The sequence below is a fragment of the Pradoshia sp. Z6_59 genome (assembly GCF_058267515.1).
The window spans coordinates 95,523-116,305 of record NZ_JBZCPP010000001.1 but is presented as its reverse complement, the minus strand read 5'-3'; the positions used below and the strand labels follow the sequence as shown (position 1 = coordinate 116,305).

Below are 20,783 nucleotides of genomic sequence, written 5' to 3'. Positions count from 1 at the left end.
ATCTCTTTTTTCAATCTCCATCATGTATACTTATTTAAAGCTGCCATTTTGGCCGCAATCTTGATCTGCTCTTCCATTAAGCTTTTTAATTGCATAAAGCTTGGGTAAAAGTATGGCCTTGCCAATATAAAGGGCAAACGCTCTTCCACGTTCACTGGTTTCCCCTTTAATTCCTTTAGGCATACAGGGAAGCCGCATAAATTTACAGGTACTTGATTAGACCAATACATGAACGATATATATAGTACAATACCTTTTAACATATATGGTTTAATTTCCTGCTTTTCTCTGTTAGCGAATATTATCTCTAACTGTCGTACGATTTCCGCCCATTCATTCGTCAGCTGCTCCCTTATAACAGAGAAATCCTCCCAGGGCCTGTACAAATCATTGCCTTTATAATAATAATACTCATATGGAAAACCAAGATTAAAAGTATCGTTATTCCATCTCAAGAAATCAATTTTATCAAGTTGATTGTACTCAAAATTAAAAGGTTCAAGATTTAATTCTGGAATATTCATTTTCCTTTTCCTGCTGCTTTCATTCTTTTTTTCCCTTCACGGCACAGTAGAAGCATAGGGCACTCCTCACATTTTGGCGATTGAGCTTTGCAATGGTATCTACCAAAGAAAATCAATCGGTGATGGGTAATCGACCATTCCTCCTCAGGGATTCTTCTCATCAGTGTTTTTTCAACCTCTAAGACGGAGTCCTTCCACCTGCATATACCTAGCCTTTTACTTACTCTCTCCACGTGTGTATCCACAGCGATTGCGGGTGTTCCATACGCTACTGAAACAACCACATTCGCTGTCTTTCTCCCCACTCCGGGTAGCTCAACTAATAAATCCCGGTCATTAGGAACAACCCCATTGTATTTTTCCAGAATAATTTGCGATAACTTCTGAATATTTTTCGCTTTGTTTCTGTATAAACCAATTGAACGAATATCATTTTCCAATTCACTAAGCGGTACAGAAAGGAAATCCTCTGGTTTTTTATATTTTTGAAAGAGATTCTTCGTTACTTTATTCACCAAAGCATCCGTGCACTGTGCCGATAATACTACCGCCACAGTTAATTCGAATGGATTGGAATGATTTAATTCGCAATGGGCCTCAGGAAACATCCTTGCCATTTCGTCGAGACAATAACGAATTTGTGTATTGGTAAGCATCTAAATCCCCCTCCCTTTATTCTTTATTTTTCGCGAATAAAAAGACCGGATAAAAGGATCTATCCTGGTCTATCAATTAAAGTCTATTCGAGCCAATTATATAATGGCAACTCTTTAGCAACGGGAACAGTTTTAGCAGGACTTTTTTTCGTGTAGTTTCTGAAGCGTTCACTGTATGCCTTTGCTTGTTCCAACGTTTTGATACTGTGTTTCTTCCAATCGAACAAAATCCGATCTATATACCTGAAACTGAGCTTTCCGGAGATAACGGCTTCTTTAAGAGCGGCCTTAACCAAATCAGGTGAATGCTGATCCTCATCCAGCCACATCGTTAATGTTTCACCCTCAAAAGGTGATAACGGGCGACCAAATTCCTTTTCAAATATGGTATATAAGGATTCACTCTTAATTACTTTCTCTTCAAAGTCGGTTTGCTTAGCTTCTTTTAAATAATGATAAGCCAATTTTTCAAATAATGGCTTGATTGAATAGCTCTCATAACCTGGTTTTTCATCCTCTGTAATATCTAAGAAACCATGCTGAACCAGTTTTCTGAGCAGGTTAGTACAGTCCATTTCAGTGAGGTTCATTACAGAAGAGATTTCAGCAGGAGTGGGAAATGAATTCCCGTTCATCGAAAAGTTTTCAACATGCAGTAAAAGCATCATCTCTTGTTCATTTAATCCCATCTCTTTGTAACTGCTTAACAAATAAGAGGGTATGACAACATTCGCCTGCTTAATCCAATTCGACAGATTTTTTATAGTCATAATTCGACACCTCACCTTTTAGTATACCATGTATGCTGATTTTGAAGTACGGAAAAATAAAACCTGACAATAAAATAAATTGCCAGGTTTTATTTGACTATTAAGGATATAGACGATTTAAAAGACGAGGGAATGGAATCGTTTCACGAACATGTTCCACACCGCTTATCCAAGCAACCGTTCTCTCTAGCCCAAGACCGAAACCAGAATGAGGAACGGAACCATATTGACGTAATTCATAATACCATTTGTAAGCATCCATACTTAAATTATGTTCATCAAGTCTTGCTTTTAATAAATCCATATCGTGGATACGTTCTGAACCACCAATGATTTCACCATAGCCTTCCGGTGCAATTAAGTCAGCACATAAGACAACATCATCACGATCAGGAGCAGGCTGCATATAGAACGGCTTAATTCCTGTAGGATAATGGGTGATAAACACAGGCTTATCATAGCTTTCTGCAATTGCTGTTTCGTGAGGAGCACCGAAATCATCGCCCCACTCGATATCATCAAAGCCCTTCTCATGCAAGAATTTAATTGCATCATCATACGTAATTCTAGGGAATGGTGCTTTGATATTTTCTAATTTGGAAGTATCTCTTCCTAGAGTTTTTAGCTCAATCACACAATTTTCCAGTACAGATTGAACGATATAGGAAACATATTGCTCTTGAACTTCTAAGTTCTCATTGAACTCCACAAAGGCCATCTCTGGTTCAATCATCCAGAATTCGATTAAATGGCGACGCGTTTTGGATTTCTCAGCACGGAAAGTTGGACCGAAGGAAAATACTTTTCCAAGTGCCATTGCTGCCGCTTCCATGTATAATTGTCCACTTTGAGATAGATAAGCATCTTCATCAAAGTATTTCGTTGCGAACAATTCTGAAGTACCCTCTGGAGCACTTCCTGTAAGAATCGGTGGGTCTACTTTTACAAAGCCCTCTTTATTAAAGAATTCATACGTAGCACGAATGATCTCATTACGAATTTTCATGACAGCATGCTGGCGCTTTGAACGAAGCCATAAATGTCTGTGATCCATAAGGAACTCAGTGCCATGCTGTTTCGGTGTAATTGGATAGTCAATCGCTTCTGCAATTACTTCAAGACCTGTTACAAGGAGTTCGTATCCAAATGGGGAACGCTCATCCTCCTGAACAATACCTTTCACCCATACAGATGTTTCCTGTGTAATCTTCTTAGCAGTATTAAATAATTCTTCATCTACCTCTGCTTTAACGACTACGCCTTGAATAAAGCCTGTACCATCGCGCAGCTGCAAGAAAGCAATTTTTCCTGAAGAACGTTTATTGGCGATCCAAGCACCTATCTTAACTTCTTCGTTAACATATTTATATACTTCATTAATTGTACATTTCACATTTTTTCCCTCCAAAGCTTAAACAAAACCAGGTTATGTACCCTATTCATTATACAAGTACCAAAATGGACAAGCAAATACAAAATTTAACCTGTATATGAAATCATCCATTATTTCATCGATTATTTTGCAGAAAGCATCCAACTCACTTACTCGTCCTTTAAGAAACCTTCAAAGCCCTTCATTTTTCTTCAGTCCATATGGAAATGAAATGGCTTAAATTAATAACCATTCATCCATAAACCCCTTAAAGATCGTTCAGGTATCTTCCTTAAGGGGCTCTTTCGGTTTATCGTCTGCCTACGAATCCTATTTATTGAGCCTTTGTTGCTGATTTATTTATCACATATTCCTTTATACGTTTAACAGCTTCCTGAAGTGCTTCTAACGATATAGCATACGATAAGCGTATATTATCAGGTGCTCCAAAGCCAGAACCGGGAACTACGGCTACCAGAGCATTTTCTAATAGATCTTCTACTAAATCATCTACACTGTTAAATCCACACATCTCTGCCGTTTTTGAGACATTCGGGAACAGGTAGAATGCCCCCTGAGGTTTCAGACAAGTCAATCCCGGTATCTCAAGCAATTGCTCGTAAATAGCATCCAATCTTTGTTCAAACGCGCTTCGCATAATCTCAACTTGATCTTGCGGTCCTGTATAGGCTTCAATTGTTGCATATTGTGCGGTCGTCGTCGGATTGGAGGTACTGTGGCTTGCCAAGTTCGTCATTGCTTTAATTAACGCCTGGTCACCTGCTGCATATCCAATTCTCCATCCTGTCATGGAATGGGATTTGGAAACACCATTAATGACGATTGTTTGCTGCTTAAGCTCTTCGGAAAGCTCTGCTATCGATACATGCTGGTGGTTGTGATAGACCAATTTTTCATAGATTTCATCTGAAACTATAATAATATCATGTTTTAAACATACCTCACCAATCGCCTGTAATTCTTCAGCCGTGTATATCATACCGGTAGGATTGCTTGGTGAGTTGATAATAAGCGCTCTCGTTTTTTCAGTGATTGCTTTTTCAATCTGTAAAGGCGTTACCTTAAATTGATTTTCTTCTTTACCTTCAATATAAACAGGCACTCCATCTGCCAATTTAACTTGTTCCGGATAGCTTACCCAATATGGAGTAGGAATCAGCACTTCATCCTCTTCATCCAAAATTGCCTGAAAAAGTGTATATAAGGCGTGCTTGGCACCTGAAGCAATAAAAATTTGGTCGTTACTATATGTTAATCCTTGATCTTTTTGCAGTTTATCTGCGACAACCTTGCGCAAGGATTGTAATCCAGCAGAAGGTGTATACTTTGTGTGGCCATCCTGCATGGACTTTTGTGCTGCTTCGAGTATGTTAGCGGGAGTATTGAAATCTGGTTCTCCTGCTCCAAGTCCAATAATGTCCAGACCCTGGGCTTTAAGCTCTTTTGCTTTGGCCGTTATCGCTAGTGTTGATGATGGTGTTAATGCTGATACTCTTTTTGCTAATTTCATCCGGTTCCATCTCCATCCTACAAATTATCGTAATTACGTATTAAATTGCCTGTTTTGAAATTCAGATAATAATACCCATAAAGGTCTTTATTATTTTTATAGGTTACTTCCCATAAGGGTTGATTATTTTCCATTCCCAATTGGGCAAATACAATCTCCTTCACATTCTTTTTTTCTTTCACAATTTCTATGGCTTTATTTTTACTAATACCTTCTGAGAGGGCAATAATCTGGCTTTTCTTTTTCTTATCATCCGGCACCCAAACACCAATTTTTTTACCATCTGCTGTTTTTCCAGTTATTACACTCCATGTCTCATTTCCATTATATAAATAGAAATCATCCACTTCTGTCAGTCCAGCTGTTTCTCTGGCAATATGTTCTGCATTCTTTTCAGCGTCCTTCCTGGTGCTGTCACCAGCATAGATTGCCTGAAGAAAAAAGCCACTGCCAATCAGGATAATAATCACTATGCTCCAAATTACTTTTTTCATATCTATTTCCTTTCAAATTATGTACGGTATATTGAAAAAACGGCTGTTTGTTGATCTTGTTTATCTAATGCCAAGCCAAACATTAAATTTTCTTTTTTTAATGTTTTATTTAAAGAATCGACGATTTTATATAAATCATTCGTGTATGTCAATTTAACACTTGATAAAAGCTCTACCTTACTATCCATTGTAAATCCTCCCAAAACGTAGCGCTCTAGTTCACATTATACCAAAATAAAATTGCAAATAGCTTTACTTTACTAAAAAAGCGAGCCAAACATTGTTCCCTTACATATTCCTGTATATCGGCTTTACGTAATTTAGACCATGTTCAAACTTACTTCTCTCACTACGAAGCAAATCATTCTCGATCAAGAACCATATGCTGTCTTTTTTATAATCAGGAGAAGTATTAAGTAAGCTTCTTAAATTAATGATTATCTCCGATAATAAATCCTCATCTGGAATCATGCTGTTCATTTCGACTGGAGCTTCAACCATGATAATCTTGGAACGGCCATGATAAGCATGGTGAACCTGATCCCAACCAGTGTAGTTCATTAAGAGGATTGATTGGTCAACAGCAAGATGATTTCGCAGCATTTTGATGGCAGAACCGGAGGATAGTCCCTGAGCCTGCAACTGTATGTGTGCTAATTCTGCTAATCCCTTCATATCATTATATATTTTTTTTAATGATTCTTGTGATTGAAAAAGAAGGATTAAGTTCTTTTGTTGCTTTTTCACGAAATCAATTAGCCTATCTCTCGATTTTAGATTCAACATCGTTAGGTATTGCTCTTTTACCGGTGGAATCAACAGGTTACTCATCTTGTTTTCCTGAATACCTAATTTATCTGAAATATAATTGAAGGAACCTCCTACCGTCAAGACATCTGAAATAAATAAAATATGGCTATCCGGCCGTAATACATTACGATTTATCCAATCTGAGGACGATAATGGCTGGGCATAAATTTGTACTGAATTTCTATTCCCCTTCATGTTCCAACTGGTCCAAACCTCATCATTCGTGCCATGACTCTTAAAGAGCCTATTCAAAGTAACTCGGAATAAATTTATTTCCCCCGATAATTTTGTTAATTCATCAATGATGTTAAATTGGCTTCGCTTTAATTTTTCAATTGGCACTTGGTTCAATTCTGCAAGGATTTGTTGAAATTGTACAACTATTAAGCCGAGAGAGTCATACAAATCATTGGCTTCTTTTAACAATTGATCCATGTATTTTTTATTCTCCAGCTCAGAAAAATCAAGCTTGCACTGCACTCTAGGTCCATCCATATCCTTTTTGCTTTTCATTCCATATGTGAATATGGCCTCAAAAAAACTCTCCACACTGCTTGCGATTTCTTCCAATAAAACAGCCAGTTGATTTTCATTATATGGACCTTTCGTTTTTTCCTTTAAAAGCACTATGACAGACCTCAATAGTTGCCGATTATCCAAAGTTCCAATTTTATTCAAGAGATTCCTCACTTCTACATAGCTCAGCTCTTTCGTTAATCCGCTTTGAACAGAGGATGGAAAATAATTTGCTTCCTCAAATACAATATTAGGGCACTCGCTTAAGAAATCCCCTGTTTGAATATCCGAAATAAGACTGTCATGAGTAGTGAGAATAATCTTTGCCTGCTTTGCAGCCAGCATCTGTCTTGAATAGAAGTCCCGCTCCGTCCACGGCTTAAGCAAGCGGGGATGTAAATTGGCATGGTGGGCTACTTCCTTCCAATATTCTCTTCCGCCCGAGGATAAATTAAGCTCTTCTAAACAGCCTGTGTTTGTCATGGTCAGCCAGACTAATATTTGCATTTTTGCGATTGTGCTTTCGTAATTTTGTTGTTTTTCCCGCATGGATTGCTCAAACTTCGGCAAACTTAAATACTGCTCCTTAGAATGCAATATACTAACTTGCTTTTGAATCATACTAGAAGAATAATCCCTCTGAAAAATACCCATTAACTGTTCTGCTGTATGTTTAGTATGAGTAGCAATGGTTACCTGCTCATGATTTTCACAGGCATATTCATAAAAGGCTTTGATATGCTCAGAAAAATCCTGGGAACCATCTTCTACTAAACTAACCTTATGATTCTTAAAGCTCTGCTTCAACATAGTATGTAAATCTGTTTCATCAAGAGAATGATGTTGTTTTTCATTCTGCTGTTGTGTAAGACTTTCAATTGAATTCTGCCTAACGATTGCGATACCACGATAAATATCCAGATCTGGTCTCCATGGCTCACTCATCGTTGAATATTCATTTAATATCTCAGCCAATAATTCTTTAAGCTCGCTTTTTAATAAAAAGGATAATCTATATAATGACTTTATAGTAGGTTTCGGCAATTTCTTTAATTGTTTGTAAAACTCGATAAACAAGAGAGCCGTTACATAAGCATCACTGTCAGCTTGATGTGGCCGCTCATGAAGAAAACCATAGGCTTTTCCTAATTCCTCCAGTTTGAAACTGGACATTCCTGGATTGACAATTTTCGCTAATTCTACTGTATCTACGGTATATCCAAGAAACCTCTCATAGCCTACCCGTTCCAATTCAGCCTGTAAAAATGTCAAATCGAACAGTACATTATGAGCAACAAAAACAGCATCATCCAATACACCAATAATGTAGGGTGCCAACTCTTTAAAGGTCGGTGCATTCTCCACGTCCGCATCCGTTATACCAGTTAATTCCTGTATGAATAGAGGGATGGACCTCCCTGGATTTATGTAAGATGAATATTGGTATGTGATCTCACCATTTTCAATGACGTTAGCCGCAATTTGAATGATGCGATCTCCATTTTTAGGGTTATTACCTGTAGTCTCCAGATCGATTACTACATACTTACTTTTCATATTTAACACCTGCTCACTTCTTCTCTAACTTACTCCTGTTTAGCTGATGGAAAAATTCACAACGGCACCTATTTTTCCTATTTTATTTTTCTCGGGTACCCTATAATACACTCTTCATATCTTTTATCGTTACCCATTATCTACTGTTATATCAAAACCAGCCTTATTAATCAAAGAAGAATGAAGAGTATTGGGTTAATAAAAAAACAAACTCTGATTTCCTTAAAGATTTAAGGGAATCAGGGTTTGTTAATTAAACTAAGTCATTAAATGATCGTTGCCTCAGGTTCGACTCCGAGCATTTCAACAATTGTATTATACTCATCTAGAACAGCCACTTTTGGCCGATGGCTCCTTACATAAGCTTCTTCTATTAATCCATAAGAAATAATGATGACTTTATCGCCTTCCTGAACCAAACGGGCAGCAGCTCCATTTAGGCAAATGACGCCACTGCCTCTTTTACCGGGAATGATATACGTTTCAAAACGGGCTCCATTGTTATTATTTACAATCTGAACTTTCTCATTTGGCAGCATATCAACCGCATCTAATAAATCTTCATCAATTGTAATACTGCCTACATAGTTTAAATTTGCCTCCGTAACTGTTGCTCTGTGAAGCTTTGCTTTCATCATATTGCGAAACATAATCTTACCCCCTTGTATGACTATAGATTTATGATAATGTTGTCGATTAAACGAACAGACGTATATTGAACCGCCACTGCAAAGATGATCTTTTGATCATGCTCTGTAATCTCACCTAGTTCAGGATAGGATAATCCATCAAAATAATCGATTTGACCATTGATATGAGACTGCAAATACTTTTTCCCCTTTTCAAGCGCTTCCGTGGGACTGGCACCTTTTTGCAGCTCAGCTTTCACTTTGCAAAGACTTTTATAAATAAATGGTGCTTCTTCTCTTTCCTGTGCTGTTAGATTAATATTCCTGGAGCTTAACGCAAGATCATCCTCTTCACGCTTAATCTCAACACCTACCAGCTCAATCGGGAAATTAAAGTCATGGATAAGACCTTCTACTACAGCGACCTGTTGAGCATCCTTCAGTCCAAAATAAACACGGGTCGGTTGGACAATTGTGAACAGTTTTGTTAAAACAGTCGCCACTCCATCAAAGTGGCCTGGTCTGGATTTTCCGCAAAGAACATCAGTGCGTTCATGCACTTTTACTGTCAGGGTTTGCTTATCCCCATACATTTCCTGGACTGTGGGATAAAACAAATAATCCACCCCTGCATTTCGTGCCAGCTCTTCATCCCGCTCCATATCTCGTGGATATTTATCAAAATCCTCATTAGGGCCAAATTGCAGCGGATTGACAAATATACTGATAACCACCACATGGTTATTCTCTCTAGCTTCTTGAATGAGCGAAAGATGTCCTTCATGCAAATACCCCATAGTTGGGACAAATCCGATGGAATGGTTCTTTCCCCTCTCTAGATTAAGTACTTCACGCAGTTCGTTTATCTGGCTGATAATCTTCATTTTTCTCCTCCATACAACGAGGCCAGTTCTTCTTCCCTCATCGTGAATGAGTGATCACGATTCGGAAAAACACCCGATTTTACTTCTTTTATATGCTCAGACAATGCATGACCAATTACATCATTTAAATTAGCATAGGATTTTACAAACTTGGCCACTCTGCCAACACCATATAACAAAACATCATGGTAAACGAGTACCTGGCCATCCGTACCTTTTCCGGCACCAATCCCAATTGTCGGGATTATTAGTTCATTCGATATATGTTCAGCGACTTGATAAGGTACACATTCGAGCACAACGGCCATTGCCCCGGCTTCTTCGCATTTTTTTGCATCCTCAAGCAGTTTAATTGCCGCCTCGCTAGTTTTACCCTGGACTTTATAGCCTCCAAGTACACCAACTGATTGCGGCGTTAAGCCTAAATGCGCTACTACCGGTATACCTGCATCTGTCATCGCTTTTATTTTGGTAATGACATCTCCGGCACCCTCCATTTTGACCGCATCAGCCCCTGCCTCCTGCATAAGTCTTGCAGCATTTTTTAATGCTTCCTCATTTGTTGTGTGATACGTCAAAAACGGCAGATCTGTCACGATAAATGTGTTAGTGGCCCCTCTTTTAACAGCCTTCGTATGATGAATCATATCCTCGATAGTGACAGGAACAGTAGAGTCATATCCTAAAACAACCATTCCAAGGGAATCACCTACAAGAATCATATCGACCCCGGCTTGTTCTGCCAGTTTAGCAGATGGATAATCATACGCAGTCAGCATTGAGATGTTCTCACTTTTTTCTTTTAGTTTCAAAAAATCCGCAGCAAATTTCATTTTCTCTTTCCTCCTTTTTATTCCGAGGAGAGAAAAACCTATTTACCCAATAAAAAAATCCTTCTTATTACAGAAGGATTGATTGGCATAATAGCTTTTATCCCTCTGTCCCGGTCCGTTCTTGGATACAGGCAGAATTATAAATCTATTTAAATGACTAAAATACAAGGTGCAGGTCGTTTCCGCTCCCGCCCTTCTATGAATTATAACATTCAGTCATTTTTATATGCCATATATTAACTCATTTTCAATTACTTTCTTTTTTAAGACAATCGCTTAAGAACAATCAATTTTTCCTTTATTGATGCACGGTTATATCTCCGGAATAAACCAAATGGCTTTTTTGCTCATCATCCATGATAATCAATACACCGTCATCATTAATTCCGGTTGCCAATCCAGTTAAAGATCCATGCAGGCTTTGGACGGTGACCTTCTTCCCAATGGTAATCGTTAGCTCTTCCCAAAGCTGTTTTATCGGTTCAAAACCTTTTTCTAAATAAAGTAGATATATATCTTCAAAATTCTTAAAAAAGCTTTGTAAAAATTTAGATCGATCTACTCTTTGTTTTTTCTCGATTAAGACTGAAGTAGCAATCTCTTTTAATTCATCAGGAAACGATTCAAGGGGCTGGTTTATATTCATGCCAATGCCGATAATCACATGATGAATTTGATCAGATTCCGCATGAAGCTCTGTTAATATGCCCGCAATCTTCCTTCCTTCCACTAACACATCATTTGGCCATTTGATCCCTGCATTCACACCAAATTCATTTAGTGTCTGGACAGTAGCAACAGCTGTTAACAACGTGAGCTGAGGGGCATGGTAGGGAGGGATATCAGGTCTCATAATCATACTTAACCAGATCCCTCCATTTGCAGGAGAATGCCACTTTCTTTTTAATCGCCCTGTACCTTCCGTTTGTTCATCACTAATCACAGCTGTACCATCTTTAGCTCCGCTTCCCGCAAGTTCTCTGGCAACAATTTGAGTGGATGAGACCGTATCATAGGAATATATAGATTGTCCGACAAATTCAGTCTGTAATCCCATTAAGATATCAGTGGCCCTGAGAGAATCTAATTTATTCAAGAGCCGATATCCCTTTTTCTTTACAGCCTCAATTTCGTAGCCCTCCTGACGCAGCTGGTCAATATGCTTCCATATCGCTACTCTTGAACAACCAACTAAATCAGCTAATGCCTGACCAGATATATAATCATCTCCGGCTTTCGCAAAGGCTTTGGCAATTTCATACTTTAAAGTTTGTTCTCTTGAGTGAGCCATTGTTTAATTAACTCCTTTTTATTCGGGACCTTATGATCCAGAATTCCGTTAATCACTTCATGCATAAGCTCCTTTATCCACGGTCCACCTGCTTTATCAGCCCATTTCATCAGGTCGTTTCCGGAAACCTCTATAACAGTTTCCTTATGGATTGGCATACGAGCATGCAGATTAGTGATTGCATCGTAGTCTGGTTCTGCATGATGATATACTGACCAAACTCTTTCCACACTCAGGGTGTTTTCAAGACCAAGCTGATAAATGGTAAAGGGAGTAAATGAGGAACTCTCTCTTTTTTTCGTTTCACGGATCAGCAGACCTATTTTTTTCATTTGACTGGATGAAAGCTTCCAGTGACTGTATAGGGATTGATCCTGACCATTAAAGAGGGCAATCAAGGCCATCCATTCTTCAAATGATTCACAACGGTTTAAGGGCCGTGCAAGAAACTGCTCTATATGAGCCGCAAATTGACCTAAACCCGGGAAATAGGCTAGCAAACCTTCGTCTGCAGCAATTTTTAACCCTTTTTCTGGATATTGGCCAAGAACCATTTTTTGAAACTCAGCTGTTTTCCGTTCCTGTGCTATATGTAAAAGTAAATCGGCATTTTTCCGTAATGCCGATCGTGTATTTTCATGCAACGTAAACCCTAGCTGGCTGACAAATCGCACAGCACGAAGAATCCTTAGCGCATCCTCACTAAATCGTTCATCCGCCGGACCAACCGTCTCGATTACCTTTGTATGTATAGCTTTTTCTCCATCAAACGGATCATACAAGTTCCCATCCTGGTCCATGGCAATTGCATTCATCGTAAAATCTCTTCTCTTTAAATCCTCATGCAAAGAGGTTACAAAGATGACTGAATCTGGCCGTCGATAATCTTTATATTGAGACTCTGTTCTAAATGTCGTGATCTCAAACGATTCGCCTTTATAAAGCACTAATACAGTTCCATGATCAATACCAACATCTACTGTATGGGTGAAAATTCCCTTTACTTGCTCGGGAGTGGCGGAGGTAGCAATGTCCACATCATCAATATCCTTACCCATTAAAGTATCCCTAACAGCTCCGCCAACAAAATAGGCTTCATAGCCCTTCGCCGTTAACTGTTCCAAAACAGGACGCGCTCTGATAAATTCCTGATTCATTCATCCTTCTCCCCATTTTTCAATAATGAATAATACAAGTCCTCATATTGATTCACGATATGTTCGGTTTGAAAATGATCTTTAATTTTATGAATAGCGTTAGTACCCATATTCATTCTTAGCGAATCATTTTCAAGCAATTCCAACAATCGCATAGAGGCAGCTTCGATATCTCCCAGCTCGATGGTGTATCCGTTAATCCCATCTTCAATAACCTCAGGAATTCCCCCGATTTTTGTTCCAAGACATGGAACACCATAGATCATCGCTTCAAGAAGTACTAGCCCAAAACTTTCTTTTTCTGACATAAGTACACATACATCACTGATAGAATATAGCTCCTGCAGATTTTCCTGTTTTCCTAACAGAATAATTTTCTCCTGTAAGCCCATAGCTTTAATTTTTTTACTTACAAAAGACATTTCAGGTCCGTCGCCTACTAATAAAAGTTTACTCGGTATTTTGTCTGCAACGGCTCCAAAAGTGTCAATGATATCAGGTACACGCTTCACCTTCCGGAAATTCGAGACGTGAATGACAATTTTTTCATCTTCTTTTATTCCAAGCTCGGCTTTTAAATTAGCCACATTACCAGCATCCGGTTCAGGGGCCGGATAATCGATAAAATTATAAATCGTTTGGATTTCTTGATCCGGTTGAATTAATTCATATGTCTCTTTAACAAGTTCACGGGACACCGCTGTAACCGCATCGGATTTTTCAATAGCGAACTTAATCATGTCCTGCAGAGATGAATCATACCCTAGTATTGTAATATCCGTACCATGAAGAGTCGTTACTACCTTTAGGCCAGAGGAGGTCATTTGCTTAGCCAAAATTCCGCATACGGCATGCGGCATCGCATAATGGGCATGAATGATATCAAGCTCTTCCATTTTAACCACCTCGGCTATCTTACTGGCCAATGACAAGGTATATGGTGGATACTGAAAAACGGCATATTGATTCACTTCAACCTGATGAAAATATATATTTGAGTATCGCTTTTTTAAGCGGAACGGTACACTGGATGTTATAAAATGAATCTCATGTCCCTTCTCCGCCAGCTTAATTCCTAATTCGGTCGCAACAATTCCTGATCCGCCGACAGTAGGATAACAAACTATTCCGATTTTTAACTGTTTCATTTCTTTCCACCTAACAAATCTTGATCAAGTAAGAGAGGTTTTTTCGTTCTAAACCCTTCTGCAAATAAAACTCCTGTCTCTCTTCCATATGCCCGCTCTCTGCCTTCGATTGCTTCGAGATATCCTTCAGTAAGCGGGGTCACAACCCCATCATCAGTTTTAATAAATTGAGAGGAATAGCTTTTTAAACTGGATAATTTACAATGAAAATATTTGCTGATATCCACACAAAAATCTGGTGGATGGAAGCTATTGATCATGTAATAAAAAACATGCTTCGGCTTATGGGGCTCGAGCTTGCTTTCATCCTCATATTTCCTAATACCAGCAGAAAAGACTGCCTCTTCAACCAGTGCTGCACAATGTCCATGATCCGGATGGCGGTCAGGAACAGCGGGTATAAAGATGATTTCAGGCTTGTATGTTCTTATAACAGAAACAATCTTTGAGATGTTTTCAGGTGTGGGATATAATTGCCGATCTCCCATATTTAGATTCAAGCGTTCCTTTACACCTAAGATGGCAGCTGCCTGTTTGGCTTCCTTCAATCTATTTGTTGGGGTACCATTCGATGAAAGCTCCGCCTCGGTTAAGTCACAGATGACAACGGAATGGCCTAATTCTGTATATTTTGCTATTGTGCCCCCCATGCCGATTTCTACATCATCGGAATGGGCGCCAAAACATAGTATGTCTGTCTTCATTGTGGGCATATTACTCCTTTTCCCTAACAATATTTCTCCATTTCAGGTCTCCACGTTCCAATCCATGTATTAACATTTCAGCTGTTCCCATATTAGTTGCCAATGGAATGGAATAAACATCCGCCAAACGCATTAAAGCGGACACATCCGGTTCATGTGGCTGTGCAGTCAATGGATCTCTGAAGAAAATAATAATATCAATATCATTTTCTGCAACCATCGCCCCAATTTGTTGATCTCCCCCGAGTGGTCCGGACTGATAACGATGAACGGACAGGCCAGCTTCATCCTGTATTCTCTTTCCCGTTGTACCGGTAGCAAAAAGCTGATGCTCTTCCAGGATATGTTTATACGCAAGCGTAAATCGAATCATGTCGTCTTTCTTTTTGTCATGTGCAATCAATGCGATTTTCATGGAACAGTGCTCCTTAATCAATAATATTTTCTAAACCATATACTAATTCTTCTATATTCATGACGGTTTCCACCGACAATTTAACTCCGCTCATAAAAGAGTTTCGATCATACGAATCATGTCTTAAAGTAAATGTCTGACCTTCTCCGCCAAACATGACCTGTTGATGTGCAACAAGTCCAGGTAAGCGTACACTATGTATTCTCATTCCTTCATAGTCTGCACCACGTGCACCTTTTATTGTTTCTTTTTCATTTAAATGTCCCTGTTTTTTTATTTGTCTTTCTTCAGAAATTAATTGTGCTGTTTTTATAGCTGTTCCTGAAGGAGCATCCAGTTTTTGATCGTGATGCAATTCAATAATTTCGACATCCGGAAAATATTTAGCTGCCTGCTTGGCAAATTTCATCATTAACACAGCACCAACAGCAAAATTCGGTGCAATAATACACCCAATTCCGTTTTCTTTTGAAATTCTTTTGATTTCTTTTAAATCTTCATTTGAAAAGCCGGTCGTTCCAACAACCGGACGGATATGGTGTGATAATGCTGACAATGTATGGATTCTTCCAGACTCCGGAGTGGTCAAATCAATCAGTACATCCGCTTTAACTTCAGAGAAACATTTTTCATGATCTGTATAGATGGGAACATCTATACCGGTAAATCCATCTATTTCACTTAATTTCAACCCATCATTCTTATGATCCAATACAGCTACTAAATGAAAATGTTCTGTATTCATCACTAAATTTACTGCTGCTTTCCCCATTTTACCTCGCGGCCCTGCAATTATGACATTAATCATCAATCATTCTTCCTTTCTTGTCCAGCGGTCTTTGTCTCTGGAATTGAATTTCTCCATTACCCTGTCATGCGCTTCCTGTAAATCAATATTCAGCGAATTGGCCATACAAATTAGCACAAATAAAACATCTCCCAATTCTTCTTCAATCTCTTTTTCTTTTTCAGATTCTTTTTTTGGTTTTTCACCATAATAATGGTTAATCTCTCTCGCCAATTCTCCAAGCTCTTCTGTAAGTCTCGCTGTCATGGCAAGCGGACTGAAGTAACCCTCTTTAAATTGCCCTATGTATTGATCTACTTCTTGCTGTAAGGCAGCCATTGTTTTCTTATGTTCCATACAGTTACACCCTTTTCTCTTAATGTTAGCTTATTTCTTAGTTTTCGAACAATAAATATGATAGAATGCAAAAGGATATCATTCATTATTTTTCCTCAATTGTACACTATAATAATAATTGAGTTAGCAAGGAAGGGGTTAGAATGTGTTTTTCAACTTAAAGCTTAAAAACGTCATACTGATATTATTAGGGGCAGCAATCATGTCTTTTGGCCTCGTTCATTTTAATATGCAAAATGCATTAGGTGAAGGGGGATTTACCGGGATTACCCTTTTAATATATAACTTAACTGGTATTAGCCCTTCAATTACCAATATTTTATTAAATATACCTCTTTTCTTTGTAGGATATAAACTGTTGGGCAAAAAAACATTTTTGTATACGCTCATCGGTACTATCGCTGTATCTGTATTTATCGCGATTTTCGAAAAATATCAAATGCATATTCCTTTAAAGGATGACCTTATGCTTGCCGCTTTATTTGCAGGTGTGTGCATCGGTGTCGGTTTAGGGATTATTTTCCGTTACGGCGGAACAACTGGCGGAGTCGATATCATCGCACGGCTCATGTTCAAATATAAAGGCTGGAGCATGGGAAAAACCATGTTTATGTTTGACTTCTGCGTTATCGTTTTATCACTCGTAACGTATTTGGAATATAAACAAGCCATGTATACACTTGTCCTCGTTTATATTGGCAGTCGTGTAATTGACTTTATCCAGGAGGGTGCTTATGCAGCCCGCGGTGTTATGATCATAAGTAACTCCAATTCCGTGATAGCTGAAAAGATTAATCAACAAATGGAACGCGGTGTTACATTACTCAAAGGGGTTGGCTCATATACCAAACAGGAGCGCGATGTAATTTATTGCGTTGTAGGCAGCAATGAAATTGTACGTCTTAAGAGTATTATTACATCCATTGATCCACACGCATTTGTTTCCGTATCCATTGTACATGATGTACTGGGTGAAGGATTTACGTTGGATGAAAATAAAAATCCGCTTGAAAAATAAGCAACATAGGAAAACCCCCTTCATAAACGAAGGGGGTTTCTCTTATTAATCTTCACTATTCATACCGGTTAGCATAAATACAAATCGTAACAATTCAAGTACAGCAACTGCTGCAGCTGCAACATATGTTAAGGCTGCGGCATCTAAGACTTTTTTCGTTTCTTTTTCTTCATCGGCCCCAATTACACCTAAAGCAACAACCTGTTTCATAGCACGGTTAGAAGCATTGAATTCAACCGGCAGTGTAACGAATTGGAATAACACGGCTGCCCCCATAAACAATACTCCCAGCCATGCTAGATTTAAGCTGCCAAGCAACATCCCAGCTAAAATTAATATCCAGGAAAAGTTAGAACCGATATTAGCAACTGGTACTAGCTTATGACGGATTCTCATAAAGGAATAATCTTCTTTATCCTGAATGGCATGACCAACCTCATGCGCTGCGACAGCAGTGCCGGCGAGTGAATGTCCATGATAGTTACTTGATGATAATCTTACCACTTTATTTGTAGGATCATAGTGGTCACTTAATACCCCATGTGTTTCTTCTACACGTATATTGTACAAACCATTTTCGTCCAACAACTTACGGGCAACTTCCGCGCCTGTGTAACCGTTCGATGCAGGAACCTGTGAATACTTCTTGTAAGCCCTTTGAACTTTCATTTGTGCATAAATTGGGATAATTAAAAGCAGTATAAAATAAATTAAAAAGCTCATCTATATCCTCCATTTCATTTCTGTTATTTATAGTTGTGTTATGGTAATTGTAATAATGTCGTATAACATCTGTCAATGGATAGATATTATTCAAAATTTTATCAAAAATTCTGTTTTTTCTTTTTTGTATGAAGCTGATCATCTGAAGCTTTATATTTCCTCCATCCTACATAAGATAAGGTCATAATAATAATACTTCCAGTTGAAATGATTACCCACCAAAGGGATGGATCTGCATCATCTTTTTCTGCTTCCTCAAATATATCACGCAATTGCTCCTCTAAAGAAATTATATCGGTTTGTGATTGATCAGAAAAGACCTGCGGACGATATTGATCAATAAATTGAATATGAGCATCGACTTGCTGAAAACGTTCAGGTGTAACATCTATTTTTAACGATGGATATATAATATTGTAAATCGTTAATAGATGATTTAATTTTTCCTGAAAAGCAATCGAATCCTGTTTCTGGATTGATACCTTTGTTTCCCCTGCAGCAGAGATAATGCTATCCTTTAAACTCGCCCATAAGGGTGCGCCATCACTATGAACTGCATCAAGTACTAATCGGAATTTCGTTATTTCATTGATTACCTCAACATCTGTTTTTTCTTTATTTTGCACAGTTTGAATGGCTTCCTCATAGGCAATCGTTATAATATTAATTTCATCCATTGTATAGTCTGAGCTCTCAATTGCCTGATCATAAAATTTATCTGAAAATGCTTCCAATAAACGCTCTGCTTCTTCACGTCTATCTACTTTTGCAAATTGAAGGGATTGATCAGCAAGGGTCTCTAACGAATTTTGTTTATCAGGTCCGTTAGCATAGGTCGTGATGAATCCTGATGATATTATAATGGCTATTGAGAAAAATATAGATTTAAACTTCATAAAAATATCCCTCCTCATACTACTTAATCGTATGTGTGAAGGGACAAGACTAGAACTATTTATTGCCTGAGATGAATGGAGTATATTTCCCGATTTTTACGAAGAGTAAACCAATACCCTATTCCAATCGAAAGTATACTCAGCCAAAAGGTGAAGTAAGCAATTTGGGGGATATACTGATTCAAAACACTATACGTCGGCATCATTCCATATACATAATCAATGATTTCATTATGTAACACGATTATCCCTGCCACAGTTAAATGCCATGGTTTAACCCGATAAAAGGGAGCATAAAGGATTCCTTCAATTGCCATGGCAGCATGCGATAGAATCAGCATGACAGCCACCAAAGATACATAACCCTCTACAGAGGAAGTTAATATATTCATGACAACTGCCCAAATACCATATTTAAAAAGAGAAACGATTGCTAAGGCTTCAAATAAACCAAAGTTGCGCCCTAAAAGCCATCCAATAACAGCAATACAAAAAAATAAGCTGGCAGTAGGACTGTCTGGCACAAAAGCAAGAAAGGCTACTGGTGTTACTTCAAGCTGCCCTTTATACCAATAATACCCGTATATTGTTCCCAAAAGATTAATAATCAATAAAATCCATAAAAATGTCCGATTTCTTAATATAGCATAAAGCCAGCTTTTCATAATATCCTCCATCACAATCTGAATTATTCCAATAGAAGTTTCTCAATTACTTGATTTTTAGCCAAATCATCCCTGCTCTAAATTTCTCTCTCAAAGAGAACTTTCCAATTCAGAAGGAAACTCTCTGACCGTCCCATTATTTATAATACAAACAACTATACGTCATTTGTCAACATGAATACGGCGACTATGACAATCTTCTTAAGACAAAAGGGGTACTCACCTGAGTACCCCTCAAAAAACATTATTCCCCTTTTGAATCTCCGCCTGCATTTGCTCCCTTAATAAATTCTGCCAGAGTTTTTAATTCTTCTTCAGAACCTTTAAAAACTGGTGGCATTTTTTTATTTTCGGTACCATTTACAGCGATATGACCGATTTCATCAACCTCTAATTCTGTACCAAGCAATTTAGGACCATTTCCACCCTGTAAGGAGTCCCCATGACAGCTTACACAGCCTTGTCCTTGATATAGCTTATATCCCTCTGATTCTTTATCGATTGCTACATCCTCAACAATTTGTCCTTGCAGCTTTGCTGCTGCCCAGTCATGTTGAGAAACAGTTTCCCATGTTAGGTAAAATACAGCTGCAAATGCAAGCAACATAAAACCTACTGGGAAGATTCGTTTAGTTGGTTTGCGTTCCGGTCCGCGATCCAGAAACGGTGCAAGCATTAATGCACCAAAAGCCAGTCCCGGAATGACCAAAGCCCCGATTAAGTTATATGGTCCGGAAGCATATGAATATTTAAGCAATTGATACAAAAACATAAAGTACCAGTCAGGTAAAGGCGCATATCCCGTATCTGTTGGGTCAGCAATCCTCTCGAGCGGTGATGGATGGGCAACTGTAAGACATAAAAAGCCTACTAAAAATACAGCACCTACCATCCATTCTTTCAGCAAGAAATTGGGCCAAAAGGCTTCCGTTTTTCCTGGATACTCTGAATAATCTTTTGGAATATTCGGTTTTCTATCTGCGCTTATCCTTGAATCCCCTACAAATCTCATTCCTTTACCACGATGCATAAGGATATCCCCTCCT

General features: G+C 38.4%; 23 protein-coding genes. 1 reads left to right on the top strand and 22 read right to left on the bottom strand.

Annotated elements, in window-relative coordinates; all coding sequences use genetic code 11:
• Positions 1–20: 20 nt before the first annotated feature.
• The 18 genes from AC4D4B_RS00635 to AC4D4B_RS00550 form a co-directional block, all read right to left on the bottom strand.
• The gene (locus tag AC4D4B_RS00635; protein ID WP_490994106.1) at positions 21–524 is read right to left on the bottom strand and encodes a YpoC family protein; all 504 of its coding nucleotides are present in this window, start codon (positions 522–524) and stop codon (positions 21–23) included.
• Positions 521–1,180: an endonuclease III gene (gene nth, locus AC4D4B_RS00630; protein WP_066107366.1), complete on the bottom strand. Its 660-nt coding sequence runs from the start codon at positions 1,178–1,180 to the stop codon at positions 521–523. Before nth ends, AC4D4B_RS00635 begins: the two co-directional genes overlap by 4 nt.
• A gap of 83 nt (positions 1,181–1,263) precedes the next feature.
• Positions 1,264–1,950 (bottom strand): DnaD domain-containing protein, encoded by a 687-nt coding sequence (locus tag AC4D4B_RS00625; protein WP_490994105.1) that lies wholly within the window; start codon positions 1,948–1,950, stop codon positions 1,264–1,266.
• Between the two features lie 100 nt (positions 1,951–2,050).
• Complete coding sequence (asnS, locus tag AC4D4B_RS00620) at positions 2,051–3,343, bottom strand: asparagine--tRNA ligase (RefSeq protein ID WP_490994104.1); 1,293 nt, start codon at positions 3,341–3,343, stop codon at positions 2,051–2,053.
• Positions 3,344–3,656: 313 nt separating this feature from the next.
• Positions 3,657–4,853 (bottom strand): pyridoxal phosphate-dependent aminotransferase, encoded by a 1,197-nt coding sequence (locus tag AC4D4B_RS00615; protein ID WP_490994103.1) that lies wholly within the window; start codon positions 4,851–4,853, stop codon positions 3,657–3,659.
• A 17-nt stretch (positions 4,854–4,870) separates the two neighbouring features.
• Positions 4,871–5,347: a cell wall elongation regulator TseB-like domain-containing protein gene (locus AC4D4B_RS00610; protein WP_490994102.1), complete on the bottom strand. Its 477-nt coding sequence runs from the start codon at positions 5,345–5,347 to the stop codon at positions 4,871–4,873.
• 17 nt (positions 5,348–5,364) lie between these two features.
• A complete protein-coding gene (locus AC4D4B_RS00605) occupies positions 5,365–5,535 on the bottom strand; it encodes a YpmA family protein (RefSeq protein ID WP_490994101.1) in 171 nt (56 codons plus the stop codon).
• A gap of 100 nt (positions 5,536–5,635) precedes the next feature.
• Complete coding sequence (locus tag AC4D4B_RS00600) at positions 5,636–8,230, bottom strand: exonuclease domain-containing protein (protein WP_490998882.1); 2,595 nt, start codon at positions 8,228–8,230, stop codon at positions 5,636–5,638.
• Between the two features lie 266 nt (positions 8,231–8,496).
• Positions 8,497–8,880 carry an aspartate 1-decarboxylase gene (panD, locus tag AC4D4B_RS00595; protein WP_490994099.1) on the bottom strand — a complete coding sequence of 128 codons (384 nt, stop codon included), beginning with the start codon at positions 8,878–8,880 and terminating at the stop codon, positions 8,497–8,499.
• Between the two features lie 20 nt (positions 8,881–8,900).
• Entirely contained in the window at positions 8,901–9,743 is an 843-nt protein-coding gene (gene panC, locus AC4D4B_RS00590; protein WP_490998881.1) for a pantoate--beta-alanine ligase, read from the bottom strand.
• Positions 9,740–10,576: a 3-methyl-2-oxobutanoate hydroxymethyltransferase gene (panB, locus tag AC4D4B_RS00585; RefSeq protein ID WP_490998880.1), complete on the bottom strand. Its 837-nt coding sequence runs from the start codon at positions 10,574–10,576 to the stop codon at positions 9,740–9,742. The genes panC and panB overlap by 4 nt, the downstream gene beginning before the upstream one ends.
• 298 nt (positions 10,577–10,874) lie before the next feature.
• Complete coding sequence (locus AC4D4B_RS00580) at positions 10,875–11,867, bottom strand: biotin--[acetyl-CoA-carboxylase] ligase (RefSeq protein WP_490998879.1); 993 nt, start codon at positions 11,865–11,867, stop codon at positions 10,875–10,877.
• The gene (locus tag AC4D4B_RS00575; RefSeq protein WP_490998878.1) at positions 11,840–13,024 is read right to left on the bottom strand and encodes a CCA tRNA nucleotidyltransferase; all 1,185 of its coding nucleotides are present in this window, start codon (positions 13,022–13,024) and stop codon (positions 11,840–11,842) included. The genes AC4D4B_RS00580 and AC4D4B_RS00575 overlap by 28 nt, the downstream gene beginning before the upstream one ends.
• On the bottom strand, positions 13,021–14,172 hold the full coding sequence (gene bshA / locus AC4D4B_RS00570) for an N-acetyl-alpha-D-glucosaminyl L-malate synthase BshA (RefSeq protein WP_490994094.1): 1,152 nt from the start codon (positions 14,170–14,172) through the stop codon (positions 13,021–13,023). Before bshA ends, AC4D4B_RS00575 begins: the two co-directional genes overlap by 4 nt.
• Positions 14,169–14,876, bottom strand: coding sequence for a bacillithiol biosynthesis deacetylase BshB1 (gene bshB1 / locus AC4D4B_RS00565; RefSeq protein WP_490998877.1), 708 nt, complete (start codon positions 14,874–14,876; stop codon positions 14,169–14,171). Before bshB1 ends, bshA begins: the two co-directional genes overlap by 4 nt.
• 10 nt (positions 14,877–14,886) lie before the next feature.
• The gene (gene mgsA, locus AC4D4B_RS00560) at positions 14,887–15,291 is read right to left on the bottom strand and encodes a methylglyoxal synthase (RefSeq protein ID WP_490994092.1); all 405 of its coding nucleotides are present in this window, start codon (positions 15,289–15,291) and stop codon (positions 14,887–14,889) included.
• A gap of 13 nt (positions 15,292–15,304) precedes the next feature.
• Positions 15,305–16,099, bottom strand: coding sequence for a 4-hydroxy-tetrahydrodipicolinate reductase (dapB, locus tag AC4D4B_RS00555; protein WP_490994091.1), 795 nt, complete (start codon positions 16,097–16,099; stop codon positions 15,305–15,307).
• A 3-nt stretch (positions 16,100–16,102) separates the two neighbouring features.
• Positions 16,103–16,435 carry a nucleotide pyrophosphohydrolase gene (locus AC4D4B_RS00550; RefSeq protein ID WP_490994090.1) on the bottom strand — a complete coding sequence of 111 codons (333 nt, stop codon included), beginning with the start codon at positions 16,433–16,435 and terminating at the stop codon, positions 16,103–16,105.
• Between the two features lie 145 nt (positions 16,436–16,580).
• Here AC4D4B_RS00550 and AC4D4B_RS00545 point away from each other — a divergent pair, with 145 nt between their 5' ends.
• Positions 16,581–17,453: a YitT family protein gene (locus tag AC4D4B_RS00545; protein WP_490994089.1), complete on the top strand. Its 873-nt coding sequence runs from the start codon at positions 16,581–16,583 to the stop codon at positions 17,451–17,453.
• Positions 17,454–17,498: 45 nt separating this feature from the next.
• Here AC4D4B_RS00545 and AC4D4B_RS00540 read toward each other — a convergent pair whose 3' ends face one another.
• From AC4D4B_RS00540 to AC4D4B_RS00525, 4 genes are all read right to left on the bottom strand, one after another.
• Positions 17,499–18,176, bottom strand: coding sequence for a zinc metallopeptidase (locus AC4D4B_RS00540; RefSeq protein WP_490994088.1), 678 nt, complete (start codon positions 18,174–18,176; stop codon positions 17,499–17,501).
• Between the two features lie 101 nt (positions 18,177–18,277).
• Positions 18,278–19,072 (bottom strand): sporulation protein YpjB, encoded by a 795-nt coding sequence (locus AC4D4B_RS00535; protein ID WP_490998876.1) that lies wholly within the window; start codon positions 19,070–19,072, stop codon positions 18,278–18,280.
• Between the two features lie 59 nt (positions 19,073–19,131).
• The gene (lhaT, locus tag AC4D4B_RS00530) at positions 19,132–19,737 is read right to left on the bottom strand and encodes a lipoprotein heptaprenylglyceryl N-acetyltransferase LhaT (RefSeq protein ID WP_490998875.1); all 606 of its coding nucleotides are present in this window, start codon (positions 19,735–19,737) and stop codon (positions 19,132–19,134) included.
• Positions 19,738–19,981: 244 nt separating this feature from the next.
• Positions 19,982–20,767: a c-type cytochrome gene (locus tag AC4D4B_RS00525; protein WP_490994085.1), complete on the bottom strand. Its 786-nt coding sequence runs from the start codon at positions 20,765–20,767 to the stop codon at positions 19,982–19,984.
• Positions 20,768–20,783: the final 16 nt, after the last annotated feature.

Bases quoted from the DNA above. Each gene is read 5' to 3' on its own strand.
- AC4D4B_RS00635 (WP_490994106.1), bottom strand. From the start codon at position 524: ATGAATATTCCAGAATTAAATCTTGAACCTTTTAATTTTGAGTACAAT.
- nth (WP_066107366.1), bottom strand. From the start codon at position 1,180: ATGCTTACCAATACACAAATTCGTTATTGTCTCGACGAAATGGCAAGG.
- AC4D4B_RS00625 (WP_490994105.1), bottom strand. From the start codon at position 1,950: ATGACTATAAAAAATCTGTCGAATTGGATTAAGCAGGCGAATGTTGTC.
- AC4D4B_RS00615 (WP_490994103.1), bottom strand. From the start codon at position 4,853: ATGAAATTAGCAAAAAGAGTATCAGCATTAACACCATCATCAACACTA.
- AC4D4B_RS00610 (WP_490994102.1), bottom strand. From the start codon at position 5,347: ATGAAAAAAGTAATTTGGAGCATAGTGATTATTATCCTGATTGGCAGT.
- AC4D4B_RS00605 (WP_490994101.1), bottom strand. From the start codon at position 5,535: ATGGATAGTAAGGTAGAGCTTTTATCAAGTGTTAAATTGACATACACG.
- AC4D4B_RS00600 (WP_490998882.1), bottom strand. From the start codon at position 8,230: ATGAAAAGTAAGTATGTAGTAATCGATCTGGAGACTACAGGTAATAAC.
- panD (WP_490994099.1), bottom strand. From the start codon at position 8,880: ATGTTTCGCAATATGATGAAAGCAAAGCTTCACAGAGCAACAGTTACG.
- panC (WP_490998881.1), bottom strand. From the start codon at position 9,743: ATGAAGATTATCAGCCAGATAAACGAACTGCGTGAAGTACTTAATCTA.
- panB (WP_490998880.1), bottom strand. From the start codon at position 10,576: ATGAAATTTGCTGCGGATTTTTTGAAACTAAAAGAAAAAAGTGAGAAC.
- AC4D4B_RS00580 (WP_490998879.1), bottom strand. From the start codon at position 11,867: ATGGCTCACTCAAGAGAACAAACTTTAAAGTATGAAATTGCCAAAGCC.
- AC4D4B_RS00575 (WP_490998878.1), bottom strand. From the start codon at position 13,024: ATGAATCAGGAATTTATCAGAGCGCGTCCTGTTTTGGAACAGTTAACG.
- bshA (WP_490994094.1), bottom strand. From the start codon at position 14,172: ATGAAACAGTTAAAAATCGGAATAGTTTGTTATCCTACTGTCGGCGGA.
- bshB1 (WP_490998877.1), bottom strand. From the start codon at position 14,876: ATGAAGACAGACATACTATGTTTTGGCGCCCATTCCGATGATGTAGAA.
- mgsA (WP_490994092.1), bottom strand. From the start codon at position 15,291: ATGAAAATCGCATTGATTGCACATGACAAAAAGAAAGACGACATGATT.
- dapB (WP_490994091.1), bottom strand. From the start codon at position 16,099: ATGATTAATGTCATAATTGCAGGGCCGCGAGGTAAAATGGGGAAAGCA.
- AC4D4B_RS00550 (WP_490994090.1), bottom strand. From the start codon at position 16,435: ATGGAACATAAGAAAACAATGGCTGCCTTACAGCAAGAAGTAGATCAA.
- AC4D4B_RS00540 (WP_490994088.1), bottom strand. From the start codon at position 18,176: ATGAGCTTTTTAATTTATTTTATACTGCTTTTAATTATCCCAATTTAT.
- AC4D4B_RS00535 (WP_490998876.1), bottom strand. From the start codon at position 19,072: ATGAAGTTTAAATCTATATTTTTCTCAATAGCCATTATAATATCATCA.
- lhaT (WP_490998875.1), bottom strand. From the start codon at position 19,737: ATGAAAAGCTGGCTTTATGCTATATTAAGAAATCGGACATTTTTATGG.
- AC4D4B_RS00525 (WP_490994085.1), bottom strand. From the start codon at position 20,767: ATGCATCGTGGTAAAGGAATGAGATTTGTAGGGGATTCAAGGATAAGC.